Here is a 16,412-nt window from a genome sequence, read left to right on the forward strand (position 1 = left end):
CGGCTGGCACGGCAGGGAGGCCGCGCACCTTGGTTACATGGCAGAAAGATAAGAATACAATGTTAACGCACCTGCAATTCTCGGAAAAATTTTGCGGTTCTTTTATTCTTCGGCCTCTATATTAACCCTTCAGTAAGGTTTTCGTAATCTTTTAGGCAAATTCGCCATAATTTCAGAAGAACAGACTCAGCTGGCCCGACAGGAACCACCGTGAAGCAGACCTCTATTCCCTCCAGGACCAAACGGTCCGTCCGCCGCTCAGCACAAACCTTTGTGCTGGCATCGCTTTTATCCGCGCTTCCGGTTGCGGCCTTTGCCATTCCCTCGCCGGAACTGGTGATCGGCTCGGTCTCTTCGCTGTCCCAGGTTCTCGCCGTGGGAATTGCCATGATTTCCGGTTTAGGCGCTGTCATTGCGGCGAAACTGGGTTTTACTCCCAAACCGGGCGCCTCACCGCGGCGCTACCCGGTCAAGCTGATCTCTGTCCTCGTTCTGGCAGCCCTTGCTCTGGCTGCAGGCAACTATTGGCAATATACCTCGCATGAGCAGGCTGAGCTAGCAAGACTGCAGGCCACATTGACGCGGCCAGCGCAGTTTGACGGCACCACTATCAAGGACGCTTCGCTCAAGGAAACCAGCTTCTCCAAGCAAGAGGACCATCCGCTGGCGATGAGCACGGCAGACGCCGCCGCGGCGCTGGGGGACGGCTCGACCCTGTTCTACGACATCCGCGAAACCGGCGAAAACGCCATGGGCACCCTGCCCGGCGCCACCCATATCCGCTTCCCGGATTTCGTTGAGAGCCAGCCGGTCCAGCCCGGCCAGAAGGTTGTTCTGTTCTGCCACAACGGCAACCGCTCGTCTGAAACCTGCGCCAAGCTGGCGGCGATGGGCATCGACTGCAGCTTTATTGCCGGCGGCATCGAGAAGTGGATCGTCGAGGGCCGCGAGTTCTCCGACAAGGACGTGCAATCCCTCTCCGACCTGCGCGCGATCCCGGAATACCCGGGCAAGGATGTGCTGCTCAGCACTGCCGATTTTGAGCAGCTGCTGACCACCGAGGACCTGCAGATCGTCGACACCCGCTATCCCGGCGACTTTGAAACCGGCCACCTGCCCGGCGCCATCAACATCCCGATCCGCAAGATGACCACCGCGGACCTGATGGACCGCATTGCACAGCTGGACCCCGCCAAACCCACCATCGCCGCCTGCTATGACCGCCGCAGCTGCTTCATGAGCCAGGTGCTTGGGCTGGAACTGTCGCAGCAGGGCATCGACTTCCGCGGCCGCTACACCCTGCCGTGGGAATATTTCGTCGCGCCCAAGCCGAAACCGCATGTGCAGGAATGGCTGGCCGACCAGCAGACCGGCCTCTGGGACAAGGCGATCTCGGCGCTGGCAGCCGCCCTTCTGTGGGTGCATGAGCGCAGCCATATCCTGCTGGGCCTCCTGGCGCTGTCCATCGCGACCCGCATCCTGGTGCTGCCGGTGGCGCTGAAATCCGAACGCGACCAGATCATCACCAATGAAACCGCGGAGGAGATGAAGGCGCTGAAGGCGAAACTGGCCCATGACCCGGTGCGCAAGGCACGCGCGGTGCAGGCGTTCTACGCCGACAAGGGGCTGACGCCGATGAAGAACCTCACCGCGCTCTTGTTCCTGCCGGTGATGATGCTGGGCGTCTCTGCCGCGCAGGAGGCCAGCGCCAGCCTGCAGACCCCGTTCCTGTGGATGGCCGACCTCGGCTTGCCCGATCCGCTGTACATCATGCCGGTGCTGTTCTGCGCGCTCGCCGCCGTCTACCTGCTCTGGGCCGTAGCCAAGACCCCGCGCCAGAAAACCCTGTGGATGGTGCTGGGCATGCCCGCGCTCTTTGCCATGGTGTTCAGCCTGTCGGGCGCCGCCAATGCCTATCTCAGCTTCAGCCTGACGCTCTTGCTGGTGCAGCGCGCCTATGTCACCGGCATGCACCGCAAACTGGGCGAAGCCTTTGCCTTGCGCGCCCACAAGCGCCGCCTTGCCAAGCTGCCGCGCGGCGTGATCCCGATGGGCTACACCGAGGAGCTGGAGCACGCCGGCAACAAGGCCCTGCGCCTGTCGATCCTGCGCAATGCCGGCCTGCCGGTACCGGGCGGCGTGATCGTGCGCTCTGATGCAATCCACGGCTACCGCGAAATGTCCGAGGCCAAGAAAGACGCCTTTGCAGCCAAGGTCTTTGCCCTGGCTGGCGGCAAACCGGTCGCCGTGCGCTCCTCCGCCAGCAATGAGGACGGCCACGACCAAAGCTTTGCCGGTGTCTTTGAATCGGTGCTCGACGTGACCGCAGACACCATGCGCGCCGCACTGGACGAAGTTGTGACCAGCTTCTCGTCTGAACGCGCCGCCAGCTACTCCGGCGAGGGCGACAGCACCGATCAGGGCAACATCGTGGTGCAGGAGATGGTGCAGGCGGAATACGCAGGCGTCCTCTTCACCCAGGACCCGATGGCGCCCGGCATGGCGATGATCGAATGGGTCGAGGGCTGCGGCGAGGATCTGGTGTCCGGCCGCGTCACCCCGACCAGCTTGCGCTTTGGCCGCTACACCGGCCTGCCGGCGGATGCCGATCAGGACCAGACCCTGGACATGGCGCCGCTCCTGGCGCTTGGCAAACAGATCGAGGAGACCTTCGGCTGCCCGCAGGACGTCGAATGGGCCTATGCAAACGGCGAGTTCCAGATCGTGCAAAGCCGTGACATCACCACGCTGTCCTTGGGGACCGAACAGGAGCAGACTCGTCTCGCCGAATGGCGCGGCCTGCTGGACCGCTACGCCGGCGCTGACCCGGATCAGGCCATCCTGGAACAGGACGAAATGTCAGAGGTCCTGCCCCGCCCCACCCCGCTCTCCTTCTCGCTGATGAGCGAGATGTGGGCGCCGGGCGGCAGCGTTGACCTGGCCTGCCGTGCCCTCAGCGTGCCTTATGGCCTGCCCGAGGGGCGCGACGGCCATCTGGTGAACCTGTTCGGCAAGACATATGTCGATGTGGCGCTGAAGCAGGACATGACCCTGAAACTCACCGCCGCCAAGGCCAAGCAGCTGCGCAAGCAGGCGCATCCGATGATCGCCCGCTTCCGCAGCGAAGTGATGCCGGAACTGCGCAACAAGCTGGCGATCTGGCAGGCCGTGGATTACACCGCCCTGCCCCAGGACAAACTGCTTGAGGCGATCTCCACCCTCAAGGGCATGTTCATCCAAGTGGTCTACCTGGAAGCCGAGAAGATCAACATCCTGGCAGGCTTCACCATGGGCGAGGCAGGTTCGGCGGCGGCCGGCGACCCGGCCCTGCGCGCGCATCTGATGCACGCAGAGCTGCCCAACGCGCCCTCCAGCCTGCTCGCCTCCTGCACCGGCAAGGATGCCCAGGCGCGTGCCATGAAGCTGATGGGCCACCGGTCGATCTTCGACTACGAGCTGTCCTCGCCTCGCTACGCCGAGGCTCCGGCGCTGCTGAATTCCTTGCTCGACAGCACGGTGGAGCCGATCGGCGCAGTGCCGGTCCCGGCTAACCTGCCGGATGAGCTGGACGATACCATAGGCATCGCCATCGCCTATCAGGACCTCAAGGAACAGGCCAAGCACGAGGCGCTGCGCGTCGTCGCCGAACTGCGCCGCGCCCTCCTGGCCCTGGGTCAGGTAAGCGGGCTGGAGGATCTGGTATTCAGCCTGACCTTCACCGAAGTTCTGGACAGCAACTGGTCCAACCCGGCGCCTCTCCGCGAACTGGCAGAGGCCCGCGCAGAAAAAGAAGCCCTGCGCAAGAAATCCGCCCCCACAGACGTCACCCTCACCCTGCGCGATTGCGAACTGCTGTCGCTCGGCGCCCAAGCCCAGGCGGGCGACGGTACCATGGGCGGCACCTGCGTCGCGGGCAGCGGCAGCGCCACCGCCCGGGTGTTCTGGATGGAGGACGACAGCTGCATCGATCCCGCAGCCTTCGCAGACTTCCAGGACGGCGACATCCTGGTCTGCCGCATGGTCAACCCGGCCTGGCTGCCGTGGGTGCAGCGCTCCGGCGCCGTGCTGTCCGAGGTCGGCGGCTGGCTTAGCCACATGGCCATCGTCGCCCGCGAAAAGGACGTTCTGATGCTGGTCGCCTGCAAGGGCCTCGACAGCCTTGAGCATGGCGAGCAGGTAACCGTCAGCGAAGACGGCACCATCCAGCCGCTGGAGCAAAAGGGCCTCAAGGTGGTCTCCGCCTAACCCGGCCAGACAGGAAAAGAGAAAAGCCCGCGCCAACTGGTTGCGGGCTTTTTACGTAGGGTGGGCGATTCCGCCCGCCAGTCCCCTCCCCTTGCAAACATGGCAAAGATTGCCATATCCTGTCCCAGCGAAAGGAGCCCGCCCATGGCCACCATGAACGTCTCCCTGCCGGAGCAGATGAAAACTTGGGTCGAGGAACAGGCCCGCGACGGCACCTATGCCAATTCCAGCGACTATGTCCGCGACCTGATCCGCCGCGATCAGGCCCGCTCCGCTGCGATTGCCGAATTGCAATCGGCCATCGACGCAGGTCTCGCCAGCGGTCCGGCGGAACCGCTAACAGCCGAAAGCTTCAAGGCCGCCATGCGCCGCAATGGCTGAGCCGCGCTGGCGGATCCGCCCCGCCGCCCGCGACGACCTTGCTGCGATCTGGCGCTATGGCCTGGAAACCTGGGGGGAAGCGCAGGCAGACGCCTATGCCGGCAGCCTGTTTGCGCTGTTCGACTTGCTTGCAGACTTTCCCGGAATGGCCCGCGAACGACCGGAATTCACGCCTCCTGTCCGCATCCACCCCACCGGCGCGCATCTTGTGATCTACCGGCTGGAGCAGGGCCGCCCGGAAATCATCCGCATCCTGCACGCCCGCCAGGACCTGATGGCGTTCCTTTCGGAATAACGCCCGTTCCGGCCTTGCCATTTTCCGCACATCTGCTCTGATATGGCGCATGGACCCGCATCTTGACCCCCGGAAAACCGCCCGGCTGATCCAGCATCTGAAGGACCGCATGGACGACCTGCCGCCGAAACTGAAAGCGGCGGCGAAATACGTGATCGACAACCCCGGCGACTTCGGTCTCGACACCGTCCGCACCTCAGCAGAAAGGACCGGCATCAGCGCCAACGGCTTTGTCCGCCTCGCCCAACACCTGGGCTATGACACGTTTGAGGCCTTCCGCGCCCCCTTCCGCGCTGCCCTCACCACCACGCATGAGGCCGACCTCGGCCAGGACTGGCTGGACCGGATGCAGGACGAAGGCCCCGCAGGCAAGCTGCAGGCCGCCGCCGCGCGAAACCAATTGAACATCACCTCCCGCTCCCTGCGGCTGATGACGGCTGAGCGCACCCAGGCCATCGTGGACACGCTGCTGACGGCCCGCCGCAGCTATGTCACCGCCACCCGTTCATCTTATGCGCTGGCCTATTACTTCCACTATGTCGGCCGCATGGCCCTGCCGTCACTGGACCTCATCCCCCGCCACATGGGCGCAGCACTCGACGACCTCTTGGACATTGGCCCCGAGGATTGCCTGATCGCCGTCACCTTCGCCCCCTACTCCGCCGGTACCATCCAGGCGCTGCGGCTGGCGGGCGAGCGCGGCGCAACGGTGATCCTGATCTCCGACAGCGAGGTGATCGCCCCCGGCATCCGCACTGACCATGTGCTGGCAGTGGCCGCTAACTCCCTGCATCCCTTCGGCGCTATCGGCGGCGCCATGGCCGTGCTGGAATGCCTGCTCAGCCATCTGATCGAGGCCGGCGGCGAAGACGCCCGGCGCCGGATCGAGGCCTATGACGCCCTGCGCCAGGACAGCGGCGCCTATTGGAGCGGCCCGAAACTGCCGCGCATCGGACGGTAGGCCCCGAGCATCAAGCCGAAAAACAGTTGCCAGCGGTGGTCTGCCCGCGTCTTATGCCTGCACAACAGGCGGAGGGTAATCCCATGGAATTGACGATGGCACTGGCGCTGGCCGGCGCAACAGCGCTTCTGGTGGCGGTTCCGGGGCCGAATGTGGCACTGATCATCGCCAATACGCTGGCCCGCGGCTTCCGCCTTGGCGCACTGACCGTGCTTGGCACCACCGCAGGCGTGGCCCTGCAGCTGGCTGCCGTGGTTCTGGGGCTTGCCGCGGTGCTGGAATTCGCCGCCTCCGCCTTCCTGTGGCTGAAATGGGCCGGTGTCGCCTGTCTGCTCTATCTCGGCGTGCACTCCTGGCGGCAGGGCGTTGCCGGCATGGAAGAGGCCAAGGCCAGCCGCAAGCCGCGCCGCACCATCTTCTGGCAAGGCCTGCTGCTGGCCCTGATCAATCCGAAAACCCTGCTGTTCAACGCAGCCTTCCTGCCGCAGTTCATCGCTCCTGGCGCCGGATCAGCAGCCCTGCTCACCGCAGCGGCGATCTATCTGGCGGTGATTTTTGCAGGTGACATGCTCTGGGCGGCCTCTGCACAATCGGCCCGGCCCGCGATCCTGAGGCTCGGCCGCCTGCGCCACCGGCTGACCGGCGCGCTGTTCATCACTTCCGGCCTCGGCCTGGCACTGGCCCGCACAGACCGCTGAGGCGCCCCCCGCTCCTCAGACATCGCCATCAATAAACGGGTTCTGCGCCTCCCACTGGTCCCGGGTGGCCCGCTTGTGATCCCCTCCCAGCCGCACCGATGCCATCGCCCGGTCGGCATAGATCTCGGACCTCAGCGGCCAGGCCAGCGCTTCATCAAACAGCCCCGGCATCAGGTCATAGGGGCCGCCGTCCTCATCCACGTCCCGCATCCACAGATGCGAACCGCAAGTGCTGCAAAACGCCCGCTCGGCAAAGGCAGAGGATTGATAGCGCGCCACCGGTCCCTCCACGGTCACCGCCTCCGCATCGGCCTCGAAACACAGAAACAGCCCGCCGCTCCAGCGCTGGCACATGCGGCAGTGGCAGGCCCCGGGGCGCGGATCATGCGCGTCCTCAACACGGATTTTCACCGCACCGCACAAACAGCGGCCTTCCAGAACATCGGTCATGACTAACCTCCTCACCGGCAGGGGCAAGGATACAGCAATTCGAGGCTGAGCGGGAGATTTCCCCGGTTAGAGCCGCAAATCCGCCTCGTCCGGCGCCAGAACATATTTCAGGTCATAGACCAGCGCGCCCTCGGACCCCAAGGCGCGGATCGCTGCTGCGCCCATCTCCCGGAACTCGGAATGCGCCACTGCCAGCACGACCCCGGCATAGGCCCCCTGCCCCGGCCCGGACACCAGCGGAATGCCGTATTCCTCCTGCGCCTCCGCCGGATCCGCATGGGGATCAAACACATCCACCTGCGCGCCGTACTGCTGCAGCTCGCGCACTACATCAATCACCCGCGTGTTGCGCAGGTCCGGGCAGTTCTCCTTGAATGTCAGCCCCATCACCAAGACCCGCGCACCCGCCACCGGCAGGCCGCGCTTCAGCATCGCCTTGACCATTTCACCGGCAACATAGGCGCCCATGCCGTCGTTCAGACGGCGGCCCGCCAGCAGGATCTCGGGATGATAGCCCAGCTGCTCCGCCTTATGCGTCAAGTAATAGGGGTCCACCCCGATGCAGTGCCCGCCCACCAATCCCGGGCGGAACGGCAGGAAATTCCATTTGGTGCCAGCCGCTTCCAGCACGGCCTGGGTGTCGATATCCATCTTGTTGAAGATCTTGGCCAGCTCATTCACCAGCGCGATATTGATATCCCGCTGGCTGTTCTCGATCACCTTGGCGGCCTCTGCCACCCGGATGCTTGCGGCCTTGTGTGTGCCCGCCGCAACCACCTCGCGGTACAGCGCATCCACCCGCTCCGCCACTTCGGGCGTGGAGCCGGAGGTCACCTTCACCACATCCTTCAGCCGCCGCTGCTTGTCGCCGGGGTTGATCCGCTCCGGGCTGTAGCCGGCAAAGAAATCAACGTTGAATGTCAGCCCTGACCGCGCCTCCAGCACCGGCACGCAGTCTTCTTCGGTGGCACCGGGATAGACGGTGGATTCATAGATCACCAGATCACCGGGTTTCAGCACACTGCCCACAATGGTAGAGGCCGCCAGCAGCGGGCTCAAGTCCGGGCGGTGGCTGGCATCCACCGGCGTCGGCACGGTGACGATATAGATGGAGCAATCCGCAATCTCTGCCGGGTCCGAAGTGAAGCGCAGAAACTCCGCAGCGGCCAGTTCCTCAGGCTCCAGCTCGCGGGTGCGGTCCTCGCCCTTGCGCAATCCGGCAATGCGCGAGGGATCAATGTCGAACCCCACGACCTCCCGGTGCTGCCCGAAGGCCGCCGCCAGCGGCAGCCCGACATAGCCCAGGCCAATGACACAGATTTTGTCTTGCGCGCCGCTCATGTCCGGCTGCTCCTTGTTCCGCGGGGCCTGTCACGCCAGGCCCCCTGCCCGCCCACATAATGCCTTGGCCCCAAGGGGTTCAACCGCAGGCGTGCGGTTTCGGCCTCACGCCTCCACAACAATCGCGGAGACGTCGCTGTCCACATCCCGGCAGGCCGCCAGCAGCCGCGGCATCAGATGGGACATCACGTAGTTCGCATGGAACCGGCTCGGCGCCTTCAGCACCAGCCTGCCCCCTGCCCTGCCCGCGCGCTCCAGCCCCTGCAGCCAGGAGGCATAGTTGGCCGGGTCTTCCGCATGCAGCACCGCCTTGGCCAGGCTCCATTCGCTGCCGTCCGAAACATCCGGAGCAGGCGGTACCGCGCCGGAGCGCAAGGGCACAACATTCGGCGCAGGCTCATCCGCGCCCTGCATCCGGTGCGCAAAGTCCGGCCCCACCGCGCCCCAGCGCTCCTGCGTGTCTGCCAGCAGCCGCTCCAGATCGATGCCGTATTCCGTCACCCGCCCGCGGGCGCCCTGCCGCTTTACCACCAGCCAGCCCATGCCGCGCAGCTTGGCCATCTCGCGCTTCACCGTGCGTTCGTCCACGTCCCACAGCCGGGCGATCTCGCGCTGCCCCACGGCCAGCTCATCCCGTTGCCAGTTGTAGCGTGCGGTCATCAATGTCATGAAACGCAGAACCAGCTTCTGCGCGCCCTTGCCCTGGCCAAGCGCATAAGCCCCCATCGCCGTGAGGATGTCATACTTCAATGCTGAGGCGTTTCGCCCCGCAGGCCGTTTGGCAAGCATTTCTGCCCCCGTTTCTCCCTCCCCTGCCCTCCTGGGCCGGGATATGCTGCCTCATGTGCTCCCGGGCATTTTTCCGGGAAATGCGTTGGCCGGTTTGCCCTGAACTCAACGCTATTTGTTTGTTGTACCTGATTTGCGTCCGGAATTCCGATTCTGTCAAGCGCTGGCGGGAATTCAATTCAAACCCAATCCCTTTTTCGAAAGAAAAATTGGTATCCATGGTATTGGGTGACACCTTGGATGTCCCCTATTCGCGCCGAAATGTCCCCCAATCTGCTGTGTCCGCCTTCAGGGTGTCCCCCTAAATCTGGTCTCTAAACACCAGAAAAACCCAATGAAACGAATCGTTTGGCGGGTGCCCTCCGAATCGCTCCGGCCCATAAATTGCTGGGCCTTCTGCAGATGTGTCCCCGCGGGGACAGGACGCTCTTCCAGACCATATTAGCTTTTGCGTTTTTTGCAAATTCGGCGTAAATGGATATTGAGGCTGAATTAGCGTCCTGAACAATCAGGCGCGGCCATAAAGAAAAACGTGTGAGGCTAAGGAGCAGCGATGTTTACGCACGAAGACCTGTCCAAGATGCAGGCCCAATCCCTGAAGATGCAGAGCTGGATCCGCCAGCAGACCTTCTCCCCCGAAATGGAAAAGACCCTGCGCCGGTTCTCCTCCTGGGAAGTGGCGGAGCTGATCTTCCGCGTCAACCAGTCGACCCTGCGGGGACGCCTGGCCACCGACCCCTCCCTGCCCCAGGGCCATGTGGAGGAGGACGGCCGACAGCGCTGGTATTCGCTGGAGGAGATCAACGAGCTGCGCCGCCGCATCAAGATCAACCGCCAGTCCCTGCTGCCTAAACGCCCCGCAGGCAAACGGGCGCTGCGGGTGGCGATCTCCAACTTCAAGGGCGGCGCCGGCAAATCCACCGTTGCCCTGCATTTCGCCCATGCCGCCGCGCTGGACGGCTACCGGGTGCTGTGTGTCGACTTCGACCCCCAGGCGACGCTCTCCCACTCCATGGGCCTCAGCGACGTGACCGAGGACTATACCGTCTGGGGCATCATGGCCCGCGACCTGGTGCGCGAGACCGAGCGGATGAACGCCGCCTCGCGGGGCGCCGAGTCCGGCACCGCCCTGCCCCAGCGCCAGCTGCCCGAGGCGATCACCGGCATGGGTCTGCAGGACCTGCGGGTCAGCGATTTCGTCAAGCCCACCAGCTGGCCGACCATCGATATCATCCCCTCCTGCGCCAATGCGGCCTTTGTGGAATTCGCCTCCGCCCAGTACCGGCACCTGAACCCGGAATGGTCCTTCTTCGCCGCTGTCTCCCGCTACCTCGACCAGCTGCCGTCCGAAGACTACGACCTGATGATCTTCGACTGCCCGCCCGCCATCGGCTACCAGTCGATGAACGCGGTGTTTGCCGCCGACATGCTCTATATCCCCTCCGGCCCCGGTTACTGGGAATATGACTCCACCACCTCCTTCATCGGCCAGCTGTCAGAGGCGCTGGAGGATTTGTCCGCCTTTAACGGCGTTGTCCCCGCGGGGACATTTGCCTTGCCCAAGGTTTTCCAGGACGTCCGCTTCCTTCTAACCCGTTACGAAAGCGGTAACGATTTGCACCGTGCGATGCGTTCGGCATTTATGAAGGTTTTTGAGGGTAGAATGACTGAGCACCCGATCGAGATGACCCGCGCAGTCGAACAATCGGGCCGCTTCCTGAGTTCCATCTACGAAATCGATTACCGGGATATGACACGCGAAACCTGGCGCCGTGCGCGGGCGTCGTTTGATCAGGCCTATGACGAGTTCAAGGCCTACGCGCTGGAAGCCTGGGAAAAACTGGAGGATGAGGCATGAGCAAACGCAGAGTCTTCGACATCGACTTCCCGACTGAACCAAACGACCTCTCTGAAGTAAAAGCGCGCCCCGCAGAGACTGCTGTCCAGAAGCCGGACCAGCGGATGCGCAAGCCGTCCGAATCGCGCCGCGGGCCGATGGCCACCGCAATCTCCGAGAACGCTGATGCGTTGCGCAGCCGGGCGGAGGCAGAGCAGAAAATCCGCGATGAAAACGACCGGCTGGCGCATGAGTTCGTGCGCCTGAAGAAGCTGGGCCTGGTGGTCGACCGGATCCCGATTGGCCGGATTGGCGCCGCCAAGCTGATCCGCGACCGGCGCGAGGGGCGTGATCCGGACCTGGATGAACTGAAGGCTTCGATCAAATCTATCGGCCTGTCGAACCCGATCCGGGTCGAGGAAAACGACGACGGCACCTATGAGCTGATCCAGGGCTACCGCCGCCTGCGCGCCTATGTGGAGCTGCTGCGGGAAACCGGGGATGAGGTCTATGAGCATATCCCCGCGGGACTGGTGGCCAAGGGCGACTCGCTGCAGAGCCTTTACCGCCGGATGGTGGACGAAAACCTGGTGCGCCGCGACATTTCATTCGCCGAAATGGCCCAGCTGGCGCTGAGCTATACGCAGGACGAGGGCACCGGGGCGAAGTCGCTGGAGGATGCGGTCAGCGATCTTTACGCCTCTGCGGGCCGTCAGAAGAAGATCTATATCCGCCATTTCGCCCAGCTGCTGGGCGCGGTGGGTGATCTGCTGAAGTTCCCGGAGGCGATCCCGCGCGCGCTGGGGCTTGAGCTGCGGAAACGTCTGGAGGCTGACGCCGCCAGCGTCCCGGAGCTGCGGGAGGCGCTGACGCAGGCGCGCGCCGAAACAGAAGAGGCGGAGCTGACCGTGCTGCGCGGCTTTCTCGAGGGCAAGCGCAAATCCGCGCCGCGGGCCGCTGCTGCACCGCGCCCCGGCGTTGCGAAGACCACCCTGCGCTGCACTGTCCCCGCGGGGACAGTCCGCTGCCAAGCCCGCGACGGCAAGATCGAAATGGCGATGGAGCGCGACTTCTCGGAGATCGACCGGCACAAGCTGGAAGGGGCCATTGCCGCCTTCTTTGCCGCCTTGGAGGACGATGCCTGAGGCATCTGTCCCCGCGGGGACAGAGTTTGAAGTCTGCAGAGGCCCGGCTGTATTGCCGGGCCTTTTCTGTCTCTAACGCAGGTGTTTGTGCCTGTTTTTACGGTTGTCCCCGCGGGGACAAAGCGGAAGGCAGGGGGCGCCGGTGCTGCGGAGCCGAAAGAAAAGGACCCGGATTTGCACCCGGATCCCCGATCATTTTTCTTGCTGTCCCCGCGGGGACAACAGGTTCAGGAGCTGATCAGTTCAAGACTTTGAACTCGATCCGCCGGTTCTTGGCCCGGTTCTGCGCGGTGTCGTTGGACACCAGGGGTGTGGTCTCGCCATAGCCGACCGCGACCAGCCGCTCGGCAGGGATGCCTTTCTGCTGCAGATACTGGTTCACTGCCGCGGCGCGCTTCTCGCTCAGCGTCATGTTCCAGGCAGCCTTGCCCTGGCTGTCGGTGTGGCCGCCGACTTCAACCACCATGCCGGGGCAGCGGCGGATGATGTCCGACAGGCTGTTGAGGAAGTCGCGGGAGTTGGTATCTAGCCGGGCGGTGGAAGGGGCGAAGTTCACGCTGCGGCCCTGCGACAGGATCTCGAACCGGCCGGTGCAGGCCTCGCGGCTGAAATCGCCGCTGGCCTCCAGCGCTGCGGAGGCGTCGGCGGTGACTGTCCCCGCGGGGACAGATGCGCCGCCCGTGCCGCCGCGCTCAAACATCAGGTCCATGCTGACAAGGCCGACGGGGGTAATGGTGACGCCGGCGGCTTCCTCCAGCTTTTCGCGGCCGGGGTTCAGGTTGAAATCCTCCAGCTTGAGGATGATCGGCTGCACGGTGGCCACGGCGACGCGGGTGTTGTCCAGCAGTGTTACCGCGACAGGGACCGTCAGGTCTGCGGTGACCCCATGCAGGGACAGGGTGACAGGCAGGTCGATCTGCTTGCGCTGCACGGCAGCCAGATCGGTGATCTGATCCGGGCTGATCCGCGCCGCGACCACCGCTTCGGGGTAGGTGAAGGTTTCAAAGAACAGGAACCGCATCCGCACGTTGCGCAGGTCGATGGAGGTGTCCACGGAGTCGAGCGCGATGTGGATCTTGGCCTCACCCGCCTCGGAGATATTGCCGGAGAATGCGGCAAAGCGGCTGGATTCCGCAATGCTGCCCTTTTTGATCGATATGAATCGGATTGCAGAAGATTCGGGTGTCAGCTGCCAGCCGCCTTCAAACGGGCCGGCGGCTAGGGCAGGGCGGAGAGAAAGAAAGAAAAGTGTTATTATTGAGAGTGTTATGCGAAACATGCGGCAGTCATCCGGGTTGCTGAAAAGGGACATCCCGGCATCAGGGCCGGGCAGGAAGCGATGCGCCCAGACTAACAGCAGTCTTGCTGCCGGGTGCAAGGGACGCGATAGTTTGGTAACCAAATACCTTTAAGAATGATGCAGATGCCCGGCAGTGCAGGTGCTGAGGCGAGAAGTGGAGCAGACACGTGCATGTTTTGATGATCCGGGTCCGGATGGTCCTGCTGGCGGCTGCGGCGTCCCTCTGGGGAAGCTGGGCTTCGGCAGAGGAGCGGCTGGCGCTTGTGATCGGCAACTCTAGCTACGGGGCGGTTTCGGCGCTGGACAATCCGGTGCGCGATGCCCGGCTGATCGCCGGGGCGCTGGAGGGGCTGGGCTTTGACGTGACCCTGGCGGCAGACGCCAAGCAGATCGAGATGAAACGGGCGATTGCCCAGTTCGGCCGCAAGCTGCGCAACGCCGGGGAGGATGCCACGGGGCTTTTCTACTATGCCGGCCACGGGGTGCAGAGCTTTGGCAGCAACTACCTCTTGCCGGTGGACGTGGCGCTGTCGGATGCCGCTGATCTGGATCTGATGGCGATCGAGGCGCAGTCGGTTCTGCGGCAGATGGCGTCGGCCCGCAACCGCACCAACATCGTGATCCTGGACGCCTGCCGCAACAATCCGTTTGAAACAGTGGCCGACCTGAATGAAAGCGGCTTGGCGGAGATGAAGGCGCCAACCGGCACTTTCCTGGCCTATGCCACGGCGCCCGGTGATGTAGCGTTGGACGGGGAGGGGGAGAACAGCCCCTTCACCGAGGCGCTGGCGCGTGAAATCACGGTGCCCGGGGCGCCGGTCGAACAGGTTTTCAAACAGGTGCGAAGGGCGGTTCTGGAGCAGAGCGGCGGCAAGCAGACGCCCTGGGACACGTCCTCGCTGGTGAGCGATTTCATGTTTGCAGCCGCGGCCCCGGAAGCGGCGATGACCGCGGCGGAACTTGAAGAAGCGCAGATCTGGGCCTCGATCAAGGCGTCGCGCGATGCGATGCAGATCATGCTGTACCTGCGCGGTTATGGTGATGGCAAATATGCCGGTGAAGCGCGGGCGCTGCTGGCGGAACTGGTGCAGGAGGAACTGCAGGCCGGCCAGCCTGCGGCGGCGGCGGAGCCGGCTCCAGCCCCGGTTCAGGACGCGGAGACAGCGATGTTCCAGGCGGCCCAGGGGGATGGCAGCAAGGCCGCTTATGAGGCCTATCTGATGGCTTACCCGGAGGGGCAGTTTGCGGAAATGGCCGCGGCGGAGGTTGCAGCGCTGGCGGCAGGTTCCGGACAGGATCCGGCGGCCGGCGGCGAGGCGCCGGCTGCAGCGCCGGAGCCGGTCGCGGAACAGGCCCCGGAGCCGGTCGGCGAAGCCGGGCCGGTGACCTATGCCAGCCCCTTGGATGTCGGCGTCCCGGAGATTTCCGGGCTGACGCTGGCTGAGGCGGTGGCGCGGGCGCCGCTGTTCCCGCCCATCGAGGGCCTGCCGGAGAGCTATTGGAAGGAGCAGTCCTGCAGCAGCTGCCATCAGTGGACACGGGAACGTCTGTGCACGCAAGGCAACACCTACCTGAGCCTCAATATGCAGCGGTCTCTGGGCAAGCAGCACCCCTTTGGCGGCGCGCTGAAACAAGTGCTGAAAAGCTGGGCCGCGGGCGGCTGCAAGTAGGTTTCCGGGCTTCGTTCAAGCGCGGCAGGGGAGGGCTCCCGCCCGTTCCAGTGCATTTGAAAATGCACCCTTCCGGTTGGGCGTGGCGCTGTGCTGCGCACAGCGCGGCGGCGTTTCAATGAACAGCGTGCTAGCGGGTGAAAGGCGGGTTTTCATTTGCTGAGAAGCGCTTAAGGGCAGGTTTGCCCTTAAGGCGCCTGTTCCATGATCATCCGCCCTTGACCGCCTCAAGGGTGGACCGCGCGTGCCGCGCGGCTGCTGGCGCAGCCCTTGACCCGGACAACGGCGGGCGGAGCGTTGCGCGTGAGCGCAGCGCCGGGCCCAAGGCAGCCAAGGCCTGGCGGCGTCAGCCGCGGGCCTGCGGGCGCGGGAGCTCCGCCTTTGCAAGCCACCCGTTACGGGGCGTGGGTGGTGATCAGGAAATAGACCCATTCGCCTTTAAAATCCGCATGTTCAGCGCGGGCGGCGGTGACCTGGGCGCGCAGGAAGTCCAGGTAGGGTTCCGCGGGTTCGCTGAGCGGGCGGGTGCCGTCGTAGAGCGGATGCGAGGCCGCGAAGGCGACGGCGATTTCCTGGCCGTAGGGCGGCGCGACGGTGATCTGCAGGCCGGGGTCTCCGGCCTCCTTGGCGCCGACGCGCAGGGCGGTTTTGGGGGCCGCTTCTGCCAGTGGCACCAGCTCGTTTGGAGAGAGGTGCAGCACCGCGCCGCCGGCGTCGAAGTAATCCACGTAGACATAGGCCGGGTAGTCCGGTGCGGTGAGGTCGAAGAACAGCCGCTCACCACCGGAATAGTCCAGCACGCGGGAGTGGGCGTCGCTGCCGACCAAGAGCGGGTTGGTGATCTGGTCGGTGCTTTGCGGCAGGCCGACGTTTGAGATGCCCGCCAGCGCGCCGCATTGCGGGCGCGGCAGCAGGCGCATCTCGTCGGAGACGGTGATGTCACCGCCCATCTGGGCCTGAAGCGCGGCGAGGACCGGGCTGCGCAGCCCGTCCTCGGGCAGGTGGCCGCGGACCTGGAGAGTGGCGGTTTCGGGGACAAAGGCGACCTGCAGGCGGGAACAGGGCACGGCGGCGAGGATGCCGGAGACGCCATCGCGCAGCGGGTCGCCCCCGGCCACGGCATCGCCGGGCTGCATGAAGCTTTGGAAGGCCGCGAGGGAGACCGGATCGATGTCGCCGGAACCGCCCTGGAACGCCAGTGCGGCCTTGATGCGGGGGGCGTCGGGAGTGGAGGCGGGGGTGTGCTGAGGGTCAGGCGCGGTGCCGGGCAGGGTGTCGGCTTCGGGCTGTGCCTGGGGGC

Annotated in this window: 13 protein-coding genes; 8 read left to right on the forward strand and 5 right to left on the reverse strand. The window is 64.6% G+C overall.

What is annotated here, in order from left to right:
* The first annotated feature begins 210 nt into the window (after positions 1 to 210).
* From RA26_RS21095 to RA26_RS21115, 5 genes are all read left to right on the forward strand, one after another.
* Positions 211 to 4,245: a PEP/pyruvate-binding domain-containing protein gene (locus tag RA26_RS21095; protein WP_039187272.1), complete on the forward strand. Its 4,035-nt coding sequence runs from the start codon at positions 211 to 213 to the stop codon at positions 4,243 to 4,245.
* A gap of 144 nt (positions 4,246 to 4,389) precedes the next feature.
* Positions 4,390 to 4,626 (forward strand): type II toxin-antitoxin system ParD family antitoxin, encoded by a 237-nt coding sequence (locus tag RA26_RS21100; RefSeq protein ID WP_039187274.1) that lies wholly within the window; start codon positions 4,390 to 4,392, stop codon positions 4,624 to 4,626.
* On the forward strand, positions 4,619 to 4,921 hold the full coding sequence (locus RA26_RS21105; RefSeq protein ID WP_039187277.1) for a type II toxin-antitoxin system RelE/ParE family toxin: 303 nt from the start codon (positions 4,619 to 4,621) through the stop codon (positions 4,919 to 4,921). The genes RA26_RS21100 and RA26_RS21105 overlap by 8 nt, the downstream gene beginning before the upstream one ends.
* A gap of 49 nt (positions 4,922 to 4,970) precedes the next feature.
* Positions 4,971 to 5,882 (forward strand): MurR/RpiR family transcriptional regulator, encoded by a 912-nt coding sequence (locus RA26_RS21110; protein WP_039187280.1) that lies wholly within the window; start codon positions 4,971 to 4,973, stop codon positions 5,880 to 5,882.
* 83 nt (positions 5,883 to 5,965) lie between these two features.
* Positions 5,966 to 6,580: a LysE family translocator gene (locus RA26_RS21115; protein WP_039187283.1), complete on the forward strand. Its 615-nt coding sequence runs from the start codon at positions 5,966 to 5,968 to the stop codon at positions 6,578 to 6,580.
* A 15-nt stretch (positions 6,581 to 6,595) separates the two neighbouring features.
* On the opposite strand, the gene RA26_RS21120 is transcribed toward RA26_RS21115, so the two are convergent.
* From RA26_RS21120 to RA26_RS21130, 3 genes are all read right to left on the reverse strand, one after another.
* Positions 6,596 to 7,030 (reverse strand): GFA family protein, encoded by a 435-nt coding sequence (locus tag RA26_RS21120; protein WP_039187284.1) that lies wholly within the window; start codon positions 7,028 to 7,030, stop codon positions 6,596 to 6,598.
* Between the two features lie 66 nt (positions 7,031 to 7,096).
* On the reverse strand, positions 7,097 to 8,371 hold the full coding sequence (gene tviB / locus RA26_RS21125; RefSeq protein ID WP_039187286.1) for a Vi polysaccharide biosynthesis UDP-N-acetylglucosamine C-6 dehydrogenase TviB: 1,275 nt from the start codon (positions 8,369 to 8,371) through the stop codon (positions 7,097 to 7,099).
* Positions 8,372 to 8,476: 105 nt separating this feature from the next.
* On the reverse strand, positions 8,477 to 9,160 hold the full coding sequence (locus RA26_RS21130; RefSeq protein WP_039187288.1) for a DnaA N-terminal domain-containing protein: 684 nt from the start codon (positions 9,158 to 9,160) through the stop codon (positions 8,477 to 8,479).
* A gap of 553 nt (positions 9,161 to 9,713) precedes the next feature.
* Between RA26_RS21130 and RA26_RS21135 the strand changes: the two genes are divergently transcribed.
* Positions 9,714 to 11,018 (forward strand): AAA family ATPase, encoded by a 1,305-nt coding sequence (locus RA26_RS21135; protein ID WP_039187290.1) that lies wholly within the window; start codon positions 9,714 to 9,716, stop codon positions 11,016 to 11,018.
* Positions 11,015 to 12,142, forward strand: coding sequence for a ParB/RepB/Spo0J family partition protein (locus RA26_RS21140; protein WP_039187293.1), 1,128 nt, complete (start codon positions 11,015 to 11,017; stop codon positions 12,140 to 12,142). Before RA26_RS21135 ends, RA26_RS21140 begins: the two co-directional genes overlap by 4 nt.
* A gap of 238 nt (positions 12,143 to 12,380) precedes the next feature.
* On the opposite strand, the gene RA26_RS21145 is transcribed toward RA26_RS21140, so the two are convergent.
* Entirely contained in the window at positions 12,381 to 13,421 is a 1,041-nt protein-coding gene (locus RA26_RS21145; RefSeq protein ID WP_039187311.1) for an OmpA family protein, read from the reverse strand.
* Positions 13,422 to 13,609: 188 nt separating this feature from the next.
* Here RA26_RS21145 and RA26_RS21150 point away from each other — a divergent pair, with 188 nt between their 5' ends.
* Positions 13,610 to 15,112 (forward strand): caspase family protein, encoded by a 1,503-nt coding sequence (locus RA26_RS21150; RefSeq protein ID WP_342586120.1) that lies wholly within the window; start codon positions 13,610 to 13,612, stop codon positions 15,110 to 15,112.
* 395 nt (positions 15,113 to 15,507) lie between these two features.
* Here the strand turns inward: RA26_RS21150 and RA26_RS21155 are convergent.
* Positions 15,508 to 16,412 (reverse strand): DUF4384 domain-containing protein (locus RA26_RS21155; protein WP_039187298.1); only part of this gene is annotated, 905 nt, incomplete at its 5' end.

Origin of the sequence: Leisingera sp. ANG-M7 (assembly GCF_000813965.1) — a bacterium.
GTDB lineage: Bacteria > Pseudomonadota > Alphaproteobacteria > Rhodobacterales > Rhodobacteraceae > Leisingera.